18 protein-coding genes are annotated in these 15,234 nt (G+C 70.8%); 14 read left to right on the forward strand and 4 right to left on the reverse strand.

Annotated features, from left to right (window positions below; genetic code table 11):
* Positions 1-125: 125 nt before the first annotated feature.
* Positions 126-1,235: a D-alanine--D-alanine ligase family protein gene (locus tag OHA77_RS28260; protein WP_326825160.1), complete on the forward strand. Its 1,110-nt coding sequence runs from the start codon at positions 126-128 to the stop codon at positions 1,233-1,235.
* On the opposite strand, the gene OHA77_RS28265 is transcribed toward OHA77_RS28260, so the two are convergent.
* Complete coding sequence (locus tag OHA77_RS28265) at positions 1,227-1,664, reverse strand: DUF3515 domain-containing protein (protein WP_326825159.1); 438 nt, start codon at positions 1,662-1,664, stop codon at positions 1,227-1,229. The genes OHA77_RS28260 and OHA77_RS28265 overlap by 9 nt on opposite strands.
* A gap of 17 nt (positions 1,665-1,681) precedes the next feature.
* Positions 1,682-1,915, reverse strand: coding sequence for an Lrp/AsnC family transcriptional regulator (locus OHA77_RS28270; protein ID WP_306865049.1), 234 nt, complete (start codon positions 1,913-1,915; stop codon positions 1,682-1,684).
* Between the two features lie 102 nt (positions 1,916-2,017).
* Here OHA77_RS28270 and OHA77_RS28275 point away from each other — a divergent pair, with 102 nt between their 5' ends.
* The 3 genes from OHA77_RS28275 to thiD all read left to right on the forward strand — a co-directional run bounded on the left by OHA77_RS28275 (position 2,018) and on the right by thiD (position 4,855).
* Positions 2,018-2,923, forward strand: a complete 906-nt coding sequence (locus OHA77_RS28275) for a thiamine-phosphate kinase (protein WP_406319886.1) — start codon at positions 2,018-2,020, stop codon at positions 2,921-2,923.
* Positions 2,924-3,020: 97 nt separating this feature from the next.
* Positions 3,021-4,034 (forward strand): hypothetical protein, encoded by a 1,014-nt coding sequence (locus OHA77_RS28280; protein WP_406312449.1) that lies wholly within the window; start codon positions 3,021-3,023, stop codon positions 4,032-4,034.
* A gap of 23 nt (positions 4,035-4,057) precedes the next feature.
* Entirely contained in the window at positions 4,058-4,855 is a 798-nt protein-coding gene (gene thiD, locus OHA77_RS28285) for a bifunctional hydroxymethylpyrimidine kinase/phosphomethylpyrimidine kinase (RefSeq protein ID WP_406312450.1), read from the forward strand.
* Between the two features lie 263 nt (positions 4,856-5,118).
* Here the strand turns inward: thiD and rpmB are convergent, their stop codons facing one another.
* Positions 5,119-5,304, reverse strand: a complete 186-nt coding sequence (rpmB, locus tag OHA77_RS28290; RefSeq protein WP_184753437.1) for a 50S ribosomal protein L28 — start codon at positions 5,302-5,304, stop codon at positions 5,119-5,121.
* A gap of 197 nt (positions 5,305-5,501) precedes the next feature.
* Between rpmB and OHA77_RS28295 the strand changes: the two genes are divergently transcribed.
* The 10 genes from OHA77_RS28295 (at position 5,502) to OHA77_RS28340 (ending at position 14,248) form a co-directional block, all read left to right on the forward strand.
* A complete protein-coding gene (locus OHA77_RS28295) occupies positions 5,502-7,070 on the forward strand; it encodes a DAK2 domain-containing protein (protein ID WP_406312451.1) in 1,569 nt (522 codons plus the stop codon).
* A 218-nt stretch (positions 7,071-7,288) separates the two neighbouring features.
* The gene (gene recG, locus OHA77_RS28300; protein WP_326825154.1) at positions 7,289-9,460 is read left to right on the forward strand and encodes an ATP-dependent DNA helicase RecG; all 2,172 of its coding nucleotides are present in this window, start codon (positions 7,289-7,291) and stop codon (positions 9,458-9,460) included.
* A gap of 438 nt (positions 9,461-9,898) precedes the next feature.
* A complete protein-coding gene (rsmD, locus tag OHA77_RS28305; RefSeq protein ID WP_406312452.1) occupies positions 9,899-10,468 on the forward strand; it encodes a 16S rRNA (guanine(966)-N(2))-methyltransferase RsmD in 570 nt (189 codons plus the stop codon).
* Positions 10,469-10,483: 15 nt separating this feature from the next.
* The gene (gene coaD / locus OHA77_RS28310; RefSeq protein ID WP_326825152.1) at positions 10,484-10,960 is read left to right on the forward strand and encodes a pantetheine-phosphate adenylyltransferase; all 477 of its coding nucleotides are present in this window, start codon (positions 10,484-10,486) and stop codon (positions 10,958-10,960) included.
* 192 nt (positions 10,961-11,152) lie between these two features.
* On the forward strand, positions 11,153-11,581 hold the full coding sequence (locus tag OHA77_RS28315) for a YceD family protein (protein ID WP_406312453.1): 429 nt from the start codon (positions 11,153-11,155) through the stop codon (positions 11,579-11,581).
* Between the two features lies 1 nt (position 11,582).
* Positions 11,583-11,762, forward strand: coding sequence for a 50S ribosomal protein L32 (gene rpmF, locus OHA77_RS28320; protein WP_068926486.1), 180 nt, complete (start codon positions 11,583-11,585; stop codon positions 11,760-11,762).
* Positions 11,763-11,974: 212 nt separating this feature from the next.
* A complete protein-coding gene (gene rnc, locus OHA77_RS28325) occupies positions 11,975-12,706 on the forward strand; it encodes a ribonuclease III (RefSeq protein WP_326825150.1) in 732 nt (243 codons plus the stop codon).
* Positions 12,707-12,726: 20 nt separating this feature from the next.
* The gene (gene mutM, locus OHA77_RS28330; RefSeq protein WP_406312454.1) at positions 12,727-13,593 is read left to right on the forward strand and encodes a bifunctional DNA-formamidopyrimidine glycosylase/DNA-(apurinic or apyrimidinic site) lyase; all 867 of its coding nucleotides are present in this window, start codon (positions 12,727-12,729) and stop codon (positions 13,591-13,593) included.
* The gene (locus tag OHA77_RS28335) at positions 13,590-13,865 is read left to right on the forward strand and encodes an acylphosphatase (RefSeq protein WP_406312455.1); all 276 of its coding nucleotides are present in this window, start codon (positions 13,590-13,592) and stop codon (positions 13,863-13,865) included. The genes mutM and OHA77_RS28335 overlap by 4 nt, the downstream gene beginning before the upstream one ends.
* A 188-nt stretch (positions 13,866-14,053) precedes the next feature.
* Complete coding sequence (locus OHA77_RS28340; protein WP_326825147.1) at positions 14,054-14,248, forward strand: hypothetical protein; 195 nt, start codon at positions 14,054-14,056, stop codon at positions 14,246-14,248.
* Positions 14,249-14,365: 117 nt separating this feature from the next.
* On the opposite strand, the gene OHA77_RS28345 is transcribed toward OHA77_RS28340, so the two are convergent.
* The gene (locus OHA77_RS28345) at positions 14,366-15,175 is read right to left on the reverse strand and encodes a hypothetical protein (RefSeq protein WP_406312456.1); all 810 of its coding nucleotides are present in this window, start codon (positions 15,173-15,175) and stop codon (positions 14,366-14,368) included.
* Between the last annotated feature and the right edge of the window lie 59 nt (positions 15,176-15,234).

Genomic DNA, 15,234 nt, shown 5'->3' on the forward strand with positions numbered 1-15,234 from the left:
GATGGCACCTCCCCGCCGGTGTGGGGGCGGGATGCGACCGGCGTCCCGGGTTCCCTTCCCAAAACGGTCGGATAGGCGCGTCTGACAGGAGGCTTGACCCCCCAGAGGGGGTAGATTCGGTCATCATGAGCGAGCAGCACGGAACCCGCCCGAGGGTCGCAATCGTCTTCGGTGGCCGTAACTCCGAGCACGCGGTCTCCATCCTTGGAGCCGGAAGCGTGCTGGAGGCCATCGACCGATCCAAGTACGAAGTGATCCCCATCGGGATCGCCCAGGACGGGCGGTGGGTGCTCGCCTCCGGCGACCAGCGCTATGCGATCGAGGACGACGTGCTGCCGTCCGTCGAGACCGACGGCGCCGGTCTGGCGCTGCCGTCCGGTGGCGGCTCGCTGGTGGCCTACGACTCCGGCAGCATCCCGGTCGAGCTCGGCCAGGTGGACGTCGTCTTCCCCGTGATGCACGGGCCGTTCGCCGAGGACGGAACGATCCAGGGTCTGCTGGAGATGGCAGGGGTCCGTTACGTCGGCTCCGGGGTGCTGGCCAGCGCGGTCGGCATGGACAAGGCCTACATGAAGATCGTGCTCGCCGCCGCCGGCCTGCCCGTCGGCCCGTATGTCGTGATCCGGGACCGTGACTGGCGGATCGACCGCGACCGGATCCTCAAGGAGGTCCAGGAGCTCGGCTGGCCGGTCTTCGTCAAGCCGGCTCGCGCCGGGTCGAGCCAGGGCATCTCCAAGGCACACGACCTGGCGGAGCTGGAGCGGGCCGTCGAGGCCGCCCGCGAGCACGACCCCAAGGTGCTGGTCGAGGCCGCGATCGTGGGCCGCGAGATCGAGTGCGCGGTCCTGGAGTCGCTGGGCGACGAGGCCGCACGGGCCAGCCTGCCCGGTGAGGTGCTGGTCCACGGCGGGCATGAGTTCTTCAACTTCGAGGCCAAATACATCGGCGACGACATGTCCCTGTCCGTGCCCGCCGACATCCCCGCCGATGTGGCCGAGAACCTGCGGGCCATGGCCGTGCGTGCGTTCGAGGCACTGGGCTGCGAGGGCCTGTCCCGGGTCGACTTCTTCTACACCCCCGACGGCCGTCTGATCCTCAACGAGATCAACACGATGCCGGGCTTCACCGCGATGTCGGTCGCGCCGCAGCTGTGGGCGGCCACCGGCCTGCCCTACGCCGGTCTGGTCGACCGGCTGATCCAGCTGGCGCTGCAGCGCTCGCCCGGCCTACGGTAGCGCCGCCTTGATGGGGGCCGCGAGGTCGACGAGGATGTTCTCCGGGGTGTGCCGCCGGGAGATCGTCACCTCCACGTAGGCCTCCCGGCCGATGGCGGTGAACAGCAGCGGTCTCGCGGGGTCGGAGAACCACGCCACCCCGTTGATCTCGGGCACCTGCTGCGTGGCCGTCATCGTCGCCGGTCGCGGCACCCCGCAGCGCAGCGCGATCTCCCCTTCTCCCCACACCGCGACGTACGGCGACGCGGGAGTGCTCTCCACCCGGGAGGCGCCGTCGAGTTTCTGCGGGAGCCGCTCGCCGAGTGCGTCGCACCCGGCGGCGGCCGCTCCCTCCGGGGTGGGGGGATCCACCCGGACCGTGCCACCGCATCCCGCCAGGATCAGCAGGGCGCAGGCGCAGGCCGTCCATCGAGTGAACCGGAGTGACATCGTAGGATCCCGAAAGGTCAAATATGGACGATGGGACACGTAAGGGTACGCGTAATCCCCTCGACCGCCTGAATCTGAGCCACCACAAGTTTGCCTAGCTCATCCACGTTCCGTGCCTCGGCGCGGACGATCACATCGTAGGGGCCGGTGACGTCCTCGGCCTGCGTGACACCGGAGATCCCGGAGATCTCGCCGGCCACGTTCGCCGCCTTGCCGACCTCGGTCTGGATAAGGATGTAGGCCTGCACCATAACGTCCTCCCGGGCGATTGGATCAGTGCCGAAGGGCCACCGTACCCTGTGACGAACGGGAGGTGCGTCATCGCAGTCGGAGATCTCGGCGAATTCGGAGTTATTGCACGTATCACTGGACGATTGCCTCAGGGCGGGGCCGTATTACTCGGGCCTGGAGACGACGCCGCACTGGTCAGCGCTCCTGACGGACGGGTCGTCGTGACAACGGACCTACTGATCGAGGGTAGGCACTTTCGTCGCGATTGGTCCAGTGGCTACGAAATAGGTCGAAAAGCCGCAGCGCAGAATCTGGCCGACGTCGTGGCGATGGGCGCCGATCCCACCGGCATCGTGGTCGGCCTCGGTCTGCCCCCCGAGGCGGCCACGGACTGGCTGGACGATCTCACCGACGGCTTCCGCGACGAGTGCGACCTCGTCGGCGCCAGCGTGGTGGGCGGCGACGTCACCCGGTGCGATCTGGTGGTGGTCGCCGTCACCGCGCTGGGAGACCTGGGCGGGCGGGCGCCGGTCACCCGCGCGGGGGCGCGTCCGGGCGACGTGGTGGCGGTGACCGGCCGGCTCGGGCACGCAGCCGCCGGGCTCGCGCTGCTCCACGGCGGCCGGACGGAGCCGGTGGAGCTGATCGACGCCCACCGTCGTCCGCAACCGCCCTACGCCCGCGGTCCCCAGGCGGCGGCGCTCGGCGCGACCTCCATGCTCGACGTCAGTGACGGCCTGCTGCAGGACCTGGGACACGTGGCGCGGGCGAGCGGGGTCGGCATCATGCTCGCCCCGGAGGCGTTCGCCGTACCTCCCCTCATGGAGGAGGCGGCCCGGCTGCTCGGGGCCGACCCGTTGGAGTGGGTGCTCTCCGGCGGGGACGACCACGCCCTCGCCGCGACCTTCCCGGAGGGAGTACGGCTCCCGCCCGAGTGGACGGTGGTCGGCCAGGTGGTCGAGGGCGACGGTGTGCAGGTCAGAGGCCGTTCGCCGGAGCGCGGCGGCTGGGACCACTTCAGAAAGTGACGTTTGCCACCCATGTGGCATCAGTGAAATTTGCGACAAACGGTTACTGAACTGGTATGAAGATGGGCGGCCGATATTCCCTAGAGAAAGGGGCACCATGGGCCGTCACGGTGGACATGGCGAAGACGCCCCCCGTAACCGGGGTAAACGTGGACCCGAACCCGACCGTTCCGACAGGTCGGTCGGACGTCGGCTCCGGCCCGAGGAGTCGGCGGTCACCGAGACCCAGACCGGTTTCCTGGGGTCGGGATGGTCGGCCACGACCGAGCTGTCCGAGCCGGTCTGGCCCGAGGAGAAGCGCCGGCCCGGCGGACGGGTCAGGACGGTGGTGCTGGCCGTCGCGGCGATGGCCGTGGTGCTCGGCGGGACCGTGGCCGGCGTCCAGATGATGGGTGCGGCCGAGCCGAGCGCCGACTGCCCGACCGGCAGCTGCCTGGCGGAGACGCCGGGACGGACGGAGCCCTCCTCCACCGAGCAGGCCGATCCGGCCGAGCAGCCCGTGCCGACCGACGAGCCCGAGAAGACGGCGAAGAAGGAGAAGACCAGCCCCACTCCCAGCCCCTCGGTCACCCGCTGGCGGCCCGGCCGTACCGCCACCGCGAAGCCCACCCCGACGCCGGAGGCCACGCATACCGCCCGGCGCAGCGAGCCGGCCCGGCGCACCGAGAGCCCGGAGTCCGAGCCGAGTTCGACCGACAAGTCGCTCGTCACCGGCACCCGCACGCAGGAACCGGCCCCGACCGCCACCCAGTCTCCGGCCACCCCGCCCGCCCAGACGGCCGTCCCCGAGACCTCGCCCGCCCCGGCCGCCGCAGCGGCGGCGCTCAGGGTCGGGTTCGGCGTCGTGAAGGAGAAGAAGGAGATCTACACCGCCAGGCTCGTGGTCACGGCCGACGAGACGCTCGCCGGCCTGACGTTGAGCCTGCCGGTCGGCGGGGAGGTCGCCTCGGTGAGCGGGGCCGGCTGGACGCAGGACGGCACCACCCTGGTGCTGGAGCCGACCGCCGACCTGGAGGCGGGGGAGGACCTGGTCCTCACCTTCACCGCGTACGGCCGGGCCGAGCAGCCCCAGACCTGCCAGAGCGCCCAGGCGGAGTGCGCGGTCGTCTGACGTGGAGCTGGTTGGATGGGGACATGACCGTTTCAACCCCTCCTCGCGTGCTGACCGTCGCCGGTTCCGACTCCGGTGGGGGTGCGGGCATCCAGGCTGACCTGAAAACCATGCTGGCCCTGGGCGTGCACGGCATGAGCGTGATCACCGCGGTGACCGCGCAGAACTCGCTGGGCGTCCAGGGATACTGGGAACTGTCCCCGGAGGCGGTGCGCGCCCAGCTCGACTCCGTGCTCGGCGACATCGGCGCGCAGGCGATCAAGACCGGGATGCTGGCCTCGCCCGTGCTGGTGGAGACGGTCGCCGAGGTGCTGGCCCGAGTGGACGCGCCGGTCGTGGTGGACCCGGTGGGGGTCTCCAAGCACGGTGACGCGCTGCTCGCCCCCGAGGCGGTGGACACGGTGAAGTCGCGCCTGCTGCGGACGGCCACCGTGGTCACCCCCAACCTCTGGGAGGTGTCCCAGCTGACCGGGGTGAAGGTCGAGGACGAGAGGGACCTGCGCCGGGCCGCCGACGCGATCCTGGAGCTCGGCCCCGCCTGGGCGCTGATCAAGGGCGGCCATCTGCCCGGAGCCCCGGTGGACCTGCTGACCGACGGCAGCCGGGAGTTCCGCTTCACCGCCGAGCGCCACGACAACCGCCACACCCACGGCACCGGCTGCACCCTCGCCTCGGCGATCGCCTCCTACCTGGCGCTCGGCGAGGACGTCCCGGCCGCGGTGGAGAAGGCCAAGGCGTATGTCACGGGCGCGATCGCCCACGGGTTCCCGCTGGGCGGGGGGATCGGGCCGGTGGACCACGCCTGGCGACTGCGCGGGTGATCGTCGCCCGGGACACGTGGAACAGGCCGTGCCGGTGATCCTCGCCCACGGGTGAAGACGGGCGGTCCGCGGACGAGGCGACGGTCGGTGGGAAGGCGGTCCGTAGCGAAGGTGCCGGTCCACGGGAAGGCGGTCCGAGGGCGGGGCGCCGGTCCGTGGGAAGTGGTCCGTAGCGAAGGTGCCGGTCCACGGGAAGGCGGTTCGTGGGAAAAGCGACAGCCCGCCGCTCCCCTGCGGGAGCGGCGGGCTGCGCGAAGGTCTGACTAGCGGGTGACCTTGCCGGCCTTGATGCAGGAGGTGCACACGTTCAGCCGCTTCGGCGCGCCGTTCACCACTGCACGCACGGTCTGGATGTTGGGGTTCCAGCGGCGGCGGGTGCGGCGGTGCGAGTGGGAGACGTTGTTGCCGAAGGTCGGCTTCTTAGCGCAAACGTCGCAGACGGAAGCCACGGTTCGCTCCTTAGATCAGTCGAGAGGCTCGATCCGCCGTATGAGCGGCGGTCATCGGGCACGCCGGGACAACCGGCTGGCCATACGAGGGTATCCGATGTCCGGCCATGCATGCCAACACGGGGCCGCCATGACTGGCCGAACGGGGATAATCTCCGGAGCAACCGTAGCGCATCCCCGAAGGGCGGAGGGCAGGCATGCTGCAGGTTCTCGACCCGTCCGCGATCCGCCGGTGGTCGCGGCTGGCCGCGGAGTCCCTGGGGAGGGCGCGTGAGGAGATCGACGCGCTCAACGTCTTCCCCGTGCCCGACGGCGACACGGGCACCAACCTGCACCTGACCATGCTCTCCGCGGCCGAGGCGCTCGACGGACTGCCCGGCGACGCCGACGCCGCGACCACCTGGCAGACCCTGGCGCAGGGGGCGCTGCTCGGTGCCCGCGGCAACTCCGGCGTCATCGTCAGCCAGGCGCTGCGCGGCCTCGCCGAGGTGCTCAGGGTGACCGAGGGACGCGGCGCCGACCTCGGACGCGGGCTGGTCAGAGCGGCCGAGCTGGCCCGCGACGCGGTGGCCAGGCCGGTCGAGGGCACGGTGCTCAGTGTGCTCACCGCGGTCGCCGGGGCCGTGCGCGACCTGCCGGGAGATCTCGCCTCGATCGCCGGGCGGGCCGCGGAGGAGGCGCGCTCCGCGCTCCGCCGTACCCCCGGCCAGCTCGACGTGCTCGCCCGCAGCGGCGTCGTCGACGCGGGCGGAGCGGGACTGGCGCTCATCCTGGAGAGCCTCGCCGCGGTGGTCACCGACTCCTACGGCGGGCGGGCGGACATCCCGGCACCGGCCCGCCGGATCACCGCCCCCGAGCCGGAGGAGGGCCCCGGCTACGAGGTCATGCATCTGCTGGACGCCGACGAGGCCGCGGTCGGCGTGCTGCGCCGGGAGCTGGACGCGCTCGGCGACTCCCTGGTGATCGTGGGCGGTGACGGCCTGTGGAACGTGCACGTCCACACCGACGACGCGGGCGCGGCGATCGAGGCCGCCATCCGGGCGGGACGTCCCCACCGGATCAGGGTGACCTACCTGGCCGACTCCGGCCGGACCCATCCGGCGGCCCGGGGCAGGGGCGTGGTCGCCGTGGCCGCCGGCCCCGCGCTGGCCACCGTGTTCGAGCAGGCGGGCGCCGTGGTGGTCCGCAGGGAGCCCGGCGCCGGCCCGCCCCTCGCGGCGGTGCTCGCCGCGATCCGCGAGGCGGGTTCGGAGGTCGTGGTGCTGCCCAACGACGGCGGAGCCCGCGAGGTCGCGGCCGCCGCCGCCGAGATCGCCCGGGAGGAGGGCCTGACGGTCAGCGTGCTGCCCACCAGGGCCTCCGTGCAGGGCCTGGCGGCGCTGGCCGTCCACGACCCGCTACGGCGCTTCGACGACGACGTGGTGGCCATGACGGACGCCGCGGCGCACACCCGCCACGGGCATGTCTGGGTGGCCGACCGCGAGGTCATGACGAGCGCGGGCCTGACCGGGCCGGGAGACGTGCTGGGCGTGATCGACGGCGACGCCGCGGTGATCGGCACGGACCTGGTGGGCACCGCCCTGGACACCGTCCGCCGCATGGTGTCGCCGAGCAGCGAGCTGGTGACCATGCTCGAAGGCGTCAACGCGCCGGAGGGGCTGGCCGCGGCCGTACGGGACCACCTGGCCGCGACCCGGCCCGATGTCGAGGTCGTCCTTTACGTGGGCGGCCAGGGCGGCTATCCGCTGCTCATCGGCGTCGAGTGAACCGAGCGCGGCAGGACGGCGGCGGGCGGCCGGGGAGGCTTCCCCGTGGCCAGAGGCGAGCGGGTTCTCCGTACGGCGGGCGGCGGGCGATGAGCGGTTCTCCGTACGGTCAGCCGGTGTCCGGTGAGCGGGTTCTCCGTACGGCCGGCCGGTGTCCGGTGGCGGGCGGATGCGGGCGCCGCGTGAATTCTGTCGTCCGGACGCGGTAGAAACTTGGGGTGACGAGCTTCGACGAGCCGCTGGCCAAGGCACTGGACCCCAAGACGGCCAAGCTGCTGGACAGCGTCCTCGGTCTGCGCACCGTCGGTGACCTGCTGCGGCACTACCCCCGGCGCTACGCCGAGCGGGGTGAGCTGACCGACCTCGACGACCTGCAGGTCGACGAGCACGTCACCGTGGTGGGCGAGGTCACCAGGGCGATGCGCAAGCCGATGCGCAACAAGGGCGGCACCTGGCTGGAGGTCGAGGTCGTCGACGGCCGGCGCAGCAAGATCTATCTGTCCTTCTTCGGCAGGACGTCCCACCTCGCGGAATCGCGGTTGCGGCCGGGTGCCAGGGGGATGTTCGCGGGCCGGGTCGGCGCGTTCGGCCAGGGCGAGAAGCGCCGGTGGCAGCTCTCCCATCCCGAGTTCGAGATGTTCGACGAGACCGAAGCCGGAGCCGAGGAGTTCGCCGCCGCGCTGGTGCCGATCTACCCCGCGGGCAAGGATGTCACGCCCTGGGCGATCCGCCGCGCCCTGGGGGTCGTCCTCGACACCATGGGTGCCCTCGACGATCCGCTCCCCGCCGGCCTGCGGGCCCGGCACGGGCTTCCCGGCCTGGCCGAGGCCCTCCTCGCCATCCACCGGCCACGTGATCACGGCGACGTGACGCGGGCGCGCAAGCGGCTCAAGTTCGACGAGGCGTTCCTGCTCCAGGCCGTGCTGCTGCAGCGGCGGATGGCCGCCGCCTCCTGGCCCGCCACCCCCCGGCCCCCGCGCGGCGACGGGCTGCTGGCCGACTTCGACGGGCGCCTGCCGTTCCAGCTGACCGAGGGGCAGCAGAGCGTGGGGGAGGAGGTCGCGGCCGATCTGGCCCTCGCCCATCCCATGCACCGGCTGCTTCAGGGCGAGGTCGGCGCGGGCAAGACCGTCGTCGCGCTGCGGGCCATGCTCCAGGTGGTCGACGCCGGAGGGCAGGCCGTGCTGCTGGCGCCCACCGAGGTGCTCGCCCAGCAGCACCACCGGTCGATCTCGGGGATGCTCGGTGACCTGGCCGCCGGAGGCATGTTCGGCGGGACCGCGGTCGCCCTGCTGACCGGGTCGCTCGGTGCGGCGGCCCGCCGTTCGGCCATGCTCGACGCGGCCTCGGGGACGGCCGGGATCGTGGTCGGCACCCACGCGGTGCTCCAGGAGCGCGTCCAGTTCGCCGATCTCGGCCTGGTCGTGGTGGACGAGCAGCACCGGTTCGGCGTCGAGCAGCGGGACGCGCTCCGGGAGAAGGCCGGGGGCGGCCGTCCCCACGTGCTGGTCATGACCGCCACCCCGATCCCGCGCACGGTCGCCATGACGGTCTTCGGCGACCTCACGGTCTCCACGCTCTCCCAGCTGCCCTCGGGCCGCGCGCCGATCACCACCCACGTGGTGCCCGCCGCGGAGAAACCGCACTTCCTGGACCGCACCTGGACGCGGCTGCGTGAGGAGATCGAGCTCGGACGGCAGGCCTACATCGTCTGCCCCCGCATCGGCGACCTGGAGGGCGACGAGGGCGACCTGTCGAAGGACGACGACGAGCGGCGCCCGCCGCTGGCGGTGCTGGACGTGGCCGAGATGCTGTCGGAGGGGCCGCTGCGCGGACTCCGTACGGCGGTGCTCCACGGCAAGCTGCCGCCGGAGGAGAAGGACGCGGTCATGCGGGCCTTCACCCGGGGTGAGATCGACGTCCTGGTGGCCACCACGGTCATCGAGGTCGGCGTGGACGTGCCCAACTCCTCGGTCATGGTCATCATGGACGCCGACCGGTTCGGTGTCTCCCAGCTCCACCAGCTCCGGGGCCGGGTCGGCCGGGGCGGCCTGCCGGGGCTGTGCCTGCTGGTGACCGACTCCCCGGGCGGCACCCCGGCCCGCCAGCGGCTCGACGCCGTGGCGGCGACGCTGGACGGCTTCGAGCTGTCCCGGGTCGACCTGGAGCAGCGCCGTGAGGGCGATGTGCTGGGGGTGGCCCAGTCGGGCCGCAGATCGTCGCTGAAGATGCTCCAGCTCCTCCGTGACGAGGACGTCATCCACGCGGCCCGCCTGGACGCCGAGGCCATGCTGGAGGCGGATCCCGGGCTGGCGGATCATCCCGTCCTCCGGACGGAGATCGACAGGCTCCTCGCCGACGAGCGCGCGGAATACCTCGAGAAGACCTGAGGGCGCGACACCCCGGGGAAGACGGGTGTCGAAAGAACGCGCGTGGGCGAATGCCCAGCTGCGGGGACGGCCTCCCCCCGAATGCCGTCCCCGCCTGGGCCCACTCTCGGGTCAGGTGCCGAGAGCACCGGCGTGCGGAAGGGCTCACGATCACGCCGGTCGGCCTCCCCCTGGGTCACTTGAAGGCCGCAGCACTCATCATGCAAGGCGTCGGGAGTGGGTGGAACGACCCTTGCGCTTTCGTCGCCACTCCTTGCCCACTCTTGACCTAGATCACCTACCCAGACCCTTTTGACCTGCGGTTATGTAATCCGCCGCGACACGCCGTGCTGCCGCGCACCGAGGGGTGGGGTCCTGTGCCGGTTGTTCCGGCCGGTGCGGAGCCGCCTCGATCGGCACGAAGGCGGACGTCCTGATCGGTGCTGGGACAATGGACGGGTGAGTCGAGTCATCGCGGGAAGCGCAGGAGGACGACGGCTGGCCGTGCCGCCGGGGCGGGGGACCCGTCCCACGAGTGACCGGGCCAGGGAGGGGATCTTCTCCACGGTGGGATCGCTGTTCGGGGCGCTGGACGGGGCGAGGGTTCTCGATCTCTACGCCGGCTCCGGCGCGGTCGGGCTGGAGGCGCTCTCGCGGGGCGCTGTCCACGCGCTGCTCGTGGAGTCCGACGCCAGAGCGGCCAGGACGATCAAAGCCAACATCGACTCCCTCGGGCTGCCCGGAGCCGTGCTCGCCGCCGACCGGGTCGAGCGGGTGCTGGGGCGGGACGCGGCGGAGCCGTACGACCTGGTGTTCGCCGACCCGCCGTACGCGGTGACCGGCGAGGCGGTGGACGCGATGCTCGGGCAGCTCCGGGACCACGGCTGGCTGGCCCCGGACGCGCTGGTCGCGGTGGAACGGGAGAGCCGGGGTAATGACCTGATATGGCCCGCCGGATATGAAGAGGAGAGGGTCCGTCGTTACGGCGAAGCGTCCGTTTGGTACGGTCGCGCCGCCGGGAATCCATAGACCAGGGGGTTCGCCTTGCGTCGCGTTGTCTGTCCGGGATCGTTCGATCCCGTTACCAACGGCCATCTGGACATCATCGGCCGGGCCTCCCGGCAGTATGACGAGGTCGTCGTGGCCGTCCTGATCAACATCGAGAAGAAAAGCCTGTTCACGGTCGAGGAGCGCATCGAGATGCTCCAGACCGTGACCAAGGAGTACGGCAATGTGCGCGTGGACAAGTTCCACGGCCTGCTGGTGGACTACTGCAGGCAGCAGGAGATCCCCGCCATCGTGAAGGGTCTGCGCGCCGTCAGCGACTTCGACTACGAGCTCCAGATGGCCCAGCTCAACTACCGGATGTCGGGCGTTGAGACGCTGTTCATGGCGACCGGGCCGGAGGTGTCGTTCCTGTCCTCCAGCCGTATCAAGGAGATCGCCCGATACGGCGGGAACGTGGCCGGGCTGGTCCCCGACCTCGTGCAGGAACTCCTGGTCGAACGGCTCAGGGGCTAGGCACTGGTATTCTCTTGTTTTGGCCTTGCACAACGGCGGTTATTCGCCATGCCTGATGAGAGCGGAATGACTCTGCACAGTCTCAACCCTCGAGCCCCCTGGGTCATCTCCACCCACGACCTGGGCAGGCGACCGGGGTCGATGCTTCAGATGACCCGCACTCTCCCGGCACCGGCGGAGATCGGCGTTGACATGATCGGCGTCCCCAAAGACGCCGATGTCGAGCTGGACATCCGGCTTGAGGCGGTCATGGAAGGTGTGCTCGTCACGGGCACGGCACGAGCCCCGTTGCGGGGGGAGTGCGCACGCTGTCTGGAGCCGGTGGTCTCGGAGACCGAGGTCGGCTTCCAGGAGCTGTTCTTCTACTCGGCGGACGAAGCCGCCGAGGGTGACTCGATCCTCGACGGTGAACTTCTCGATCTCGAGTCCACGTTCCGCGACGCGGTGGTTCTCACACTGCCGCTGAGTCCGGTCTGCAGTGAGGACTGCACCGGTCTCTGCGTGGAATGCGGGGTCAGGCTGGCGGATGCCGAGCCTGGTCACAAGCACGAGGTGGTCGACGCTCGCTGGGCCAAGTTGCAAGGTCTGATTCCGGAACATAACAACGATCAGGAGAGCTGACGTGGCTGTCCCCAAGCGCAAGATGTCGCGGAGCAACACCCGCTCCCGCAGGTCGCAGTGGAAGGCCGCCGCGGTTTCGCTCGTGAGCTGCCCCCAGTGCCGCTCGCCGAAGCGGCCGCACATGGCGTGCCCGACCTGCGGCACTTACAACCGCCGTCAGGTGATCGAGCCCTCCGCCTGATCGCATTCTGACTGACGGATGCCGGCCGGGTCCTTCTGGCCCCGGTCGGCGTCACCGTCTGCACACCATGCGATGGCGGTCCGCCCGCGGCTGTGGTGGACGCCGGGTCTCGCGGTAGGACCGCACCCTCCCGGCGCCCACCACATCTTCGGGCACTTCTCGTGTTCCCCTTCGCCATCGCACATTCGACGAAAGAAGTGCGAGGAGAAGACATGGGTACGAGCGTCAAGCCGGTGGCCGTCGAGCTTGTCAGGGACGAGCTGGAGCAGCTCCTGGCCGTGCGGCTGGACATCGCGATCCTGGAGCGGGCGATGACCCACCGCTCCTACGCCTACGAGAACGGCGGCCTGCCCACCAACGAGCGCCTGGAGTTCCTGGGCGACTCGGTGCTGGGCCTGGTGGTCACCGACACCCTCTACCGCAACCACCCCGACCTGCCCGAGGGGCAGCTGGCCAAGCTCAGGGCCGCGGTGGTCAACATGCGCGCTCTCGCCGACGTGGCCCGTACGCTGGACCTGGGCCGCTTCCTACGCCTCGGCCGGGGCGAGGAGGGCACCGGGGGGCGTGACAAGTCCTCGATCCTCGCCGACACCCTTGAGGCGCTCATCGGCTCGGTCTACGTCAACAGGGGCCTGGACGAGGCGTTCCGCGTCGTCCATCTGCTCTTCGACCCGCTCATCACCCGCTCGGCCTCGCTGGGCGCCGGTCTCGACTGGAAGACCTCCCTGCAGGAGCTCACCGCCGCGGAGTCGCTCGGCGTGCCCGAATACCACGTCGGGGAGAGCGGACCCGACCACGCCAAGTCCTTCACCGCCGTCGTCCGTCTCGGCGGCGAGGACTACGGCTCCGGCTCGGGCCGCTCGAAGAAGGAAGCCGAACAGCAGGCCGCCGAGGCGGCCTGGAACCGCATCCGCCAGAGCCGGGACAAGCGCGAAGCCGGCTGACCCCTTCGAGGAGGGACCGCATGCCCGAGTTGCCCGAGGTCGAGGTCGTACGGCGTGGCCTGGAGCGCTGGGTGTCCGGGCGGGTCATCGTCCATGCCGAGGTCCTGCACCCGCGGGCCGTCCGGCGGCACGTCCCCGGAGCCGAGGAGTTCTCCTCCCGGTTGACGGGCCGCACGGTCGGTGTCGCCGAGCGCCGGGGTAAATACCTCTGGCTGCCCCTGGACGGTTCCGACGCGATCCTGGCCCACCTGGGCATGAGCGGCCAGCTGCTGGTGGTGGAGCCCGGCTCGCCGATGGAGAAGCACCTCCGGGTCCGGATCGGTTTCACCGACGGAGGCGCGGAGCTGCGCTTCGTCGACCAGCGGACCTTCGGCCACGTGCTGGTGACGGCGCTGGCTCACGCGGGCGGCCGAGCCGTGCCGGAGCCGATCACGCACATCGCGGCCGATCCCTTCGAGGAGCTTTTCGACGAGGAGCTGTTCAGCCGCCGTCTGCGGGCCCGGCAGACCGAGGTCAAGCGGGCCCTCCTCGACCAGTCGCTGATCAGCGGGGTCGGCAACATCTACGCCGATGAGGCGCTCTGGCGGGCCCGCCTGCACGGTGCCCGGCCCACCGGGGCGCTGACCCGGCCCAGGATCACCGAGCTGCTGACCGCGGCCCGGGAGGTGATGGCGGCGGCGCTGTCGGAGGGCGGCACATCCTTCGACAGTCTGTACGTGAATGTCAACGGCGAGAGCGGTTACTTCGACCGGTCGCTCGCCGTGTACGGCAGGCGGGACGAACCCTGCCCCAGATGTGGCACGCCGATCATCAGAGAGTCCTTCATGAACCGCTCCTCCTACAGCTGCCCCCGTTGCCAGCCCCGCCCGAGGAAGGCCGTGTCATGACGGACGTCCGGCTGACCGCCTGGGTCCGGGGGCACGTGCAGGGCGTGGGTTTCCGCTGGTGGACGCGGGCGCGGGCGCTGGAGCTGGGCCTGGTCGGCTGGGCCAGGAACACCCCTGACCGGCGGGTGGAGATTGTGGCGGAGGGCTCGCGGGAGTCCTGCGCCCGGCTGCTCGAACTGCTCCGGAACGGTGGCGCGCCCGGCCGTGTCGACGGGGTCGTGGAGCGCTGGAGCGAGGCCAAGGAGGGGATCTCGGGTTTTGAGGAACGCTAACCGTTCCTTTAACCCCCTGAAATGAGGTATATTTTACCGTTGGGAGTGCCCGAAGGTGCATCCGAGTGGAGCGTTCAACTTGACCGTCTCCCTCACCAGTGCGACTCTTGATAAGAACCACGCGCACCCCTCCCGCGGCAAGAAGTGCGCGAACCAGTCTGGTCACTCAGCGTGGAGGACCCTTAACCATGGCGAAGGCTCTACTCGGCCACGTCGGCGGTCCTGACCCTCGAATGGTCTCGGAAATGCGCCGTCTCCAGCAGCGTATCCGTGATCTTGAGGCAGAGCTTACCCGGCTCCAGGCCCAGAACGACGAACTCGCGGCCAACACCCGTGACGAAGCGTTCAACCGCCTGCAGGATCGTGAGCCGGCCCTTACCTAAAGGGCCGGGACGCAACCACCGTCCAGGGACGCCTCTAGAGGCGTCCCTTGTCATACCCAGGGTCACACATGACCTCGTGCGCGACGTCGCCAGGTCCTCGCGGAGCCGTCCTGGTCTTCAGGCCGGGGCCGTTGCCATGTGACGCGAGAAGAAGGCCAGCTGCTCGGGCAGGACCCGGCGGCGGTAGGCCGTATTCCGGCATCCGCCGGAGATCCCTCCTTCGGCCGTGGCGCCCAGCGCCTTCAGGCCCTTCAACATCGTCTCCGTCTGCGGAGCCCACATGTCGCGCTCGCCGGAGCCCAGCCAGATCGGGATGTCCACCAGCTCCTGCAACGGCGCCCGCGCCGCGGTGACGGCAGGGGCGGTCGCGGCGACCGCCGACACCCGTTCCGGGCCCAGTTCCGCCGCCAGCTTGAGCGCTCCGGCGCCCCCCGACGACCAGCCCAGAATCCCGATCCGCCGGATGTCCAGGCCGCATTCCCGCAGGTAGGGAAGGAGCGTCCCGGCGATGTCCGCCGATGGCCAGTCGTCGATGGAGGCCACCGCGAAGTGCCCGCCGCTCGCGGCCAGATGGCGGGCGATCGCATAGCGGTCGAACGGGGTGCGCGCGTTCCCGGTGGCGCCGTGAAGCATGATCACAACGGACAGCACGCCCCGCGCGTCCGGCGGCAGCCCGATGACCACCCGGCGGCCGTTCACCCTGCTGCGCTGGAGCATGCCCGGCGCCGTCACCGGCGGCTCGGGGATCGCACCGCAGACGATCTTTGCGTACGCCTCCCGGACGCCCTCCGGGCCGGACGCCAGCGCGACGCCGCCGACTCCCAGGGTGGCCAGTCCGCCGCCTATGAGAAAAGCGCGCCGTTTGAGGGGAGTCTTCCCCGCTCCAAGGGGTGGTGGAGCCTCACCCTGGCCGCGTTCCGCATTCATGGAGGGCACCATAGGCGGTGCACAGGCGAGCGCGGGGGAAGAACGGTAGTCTTCCCAGG

Origin of the sequence: Streptosporangium sp. NBC_01639, from assembly GCF_045209755.1 — a bacterium.
Classification (GTDB): domain Bacteria; phylum Actinomycetota; class Actinomycetes; order Streptosporangiales; family Streptosporangiaceae; genus Streptosporangium.

Coding starts and splice junctions, on each gene's coding strand:
- OHA77_RS28260 (WP_326825160.1), top strand. CDS start 126: ATGAGCGAGCAGCACGGAACCCGCCCGAGGGTCGCAATCGTCTTCGGT.
- OHA77_RS28265 (WP_326825159.1), bottom strand. CDS start 1,664: ATGTCACTCCGGTTCACTCGATGGACGGCCTGCGCCTGCGCCCTGCTG.
- OHA77_RS28270 (WP_306865049.1), bottom strand. CDS start 1,915: ATGGTGCAGGCCTACATCCTTATCCAGACCGAGGTCGGCAAGGCGGCG.
- OHA77_RS28280 (WP_406312449.1), top strand. CDS start 3,021: ATGGGCCGTCACGGTGGACATGGCGAAGACGCCCCCCGTAACCGGGGT.
- thiD (WP_406312450.1), top strand. CDS start 4,058: ATGACCGTTTCAACCCCTCCTCGCGTGCTGACCGTCGCCGGTTCCGAC.
- OHA77_RS28295 (WP_406312451.1), top strand. CDS start 5,502: ATGCTGCAGGTTCTCGACCCGTCCGCGATCCGCCGGTGGTCGCGGCTG.
- OHA77_RS28315 (WP_406312453.1), top strand. CDS start 11,153: ATGATCGGCGTCCCCAAAGACGCCGATGTCGAGCTGGACATCCGGCTT.
- rnc (WP_326825150.1), top strand. CDS start 11,975: ATGGGTACGAGCGTCAAGCCGGTGGCCGTCGAGCTTGTCAGGGACGAG.
- mutM (WP_406312454.1), top strand. CDS start 12,727: ATGCCCGAGTTGCCCGAGGTCGAGGTCGTACGGCGTGGCCTGGAGCGC.
- OHA77_RS28335 (WP_406312455.1), top strand. CDS start 13,590: ATGACGGACGTCCGGCTGACCGCCTGGGTCCGGGGGCACGTGCAGGGC.
- OHA77_RS28340 (WP_326825147.1), top strand. CDS start 14,054: ATGGCGAAGGCTCTACTCGGCCACGTCGGCGGTCCTGACCCTCGAATG.
- OHA77_RS28345 (WP_406312456.1), bottom strand. CDS start 15,175: ATGAATGCGGAACGCGGCCAGGGTGAGGCTCCACCACCCCTTGGAGCG.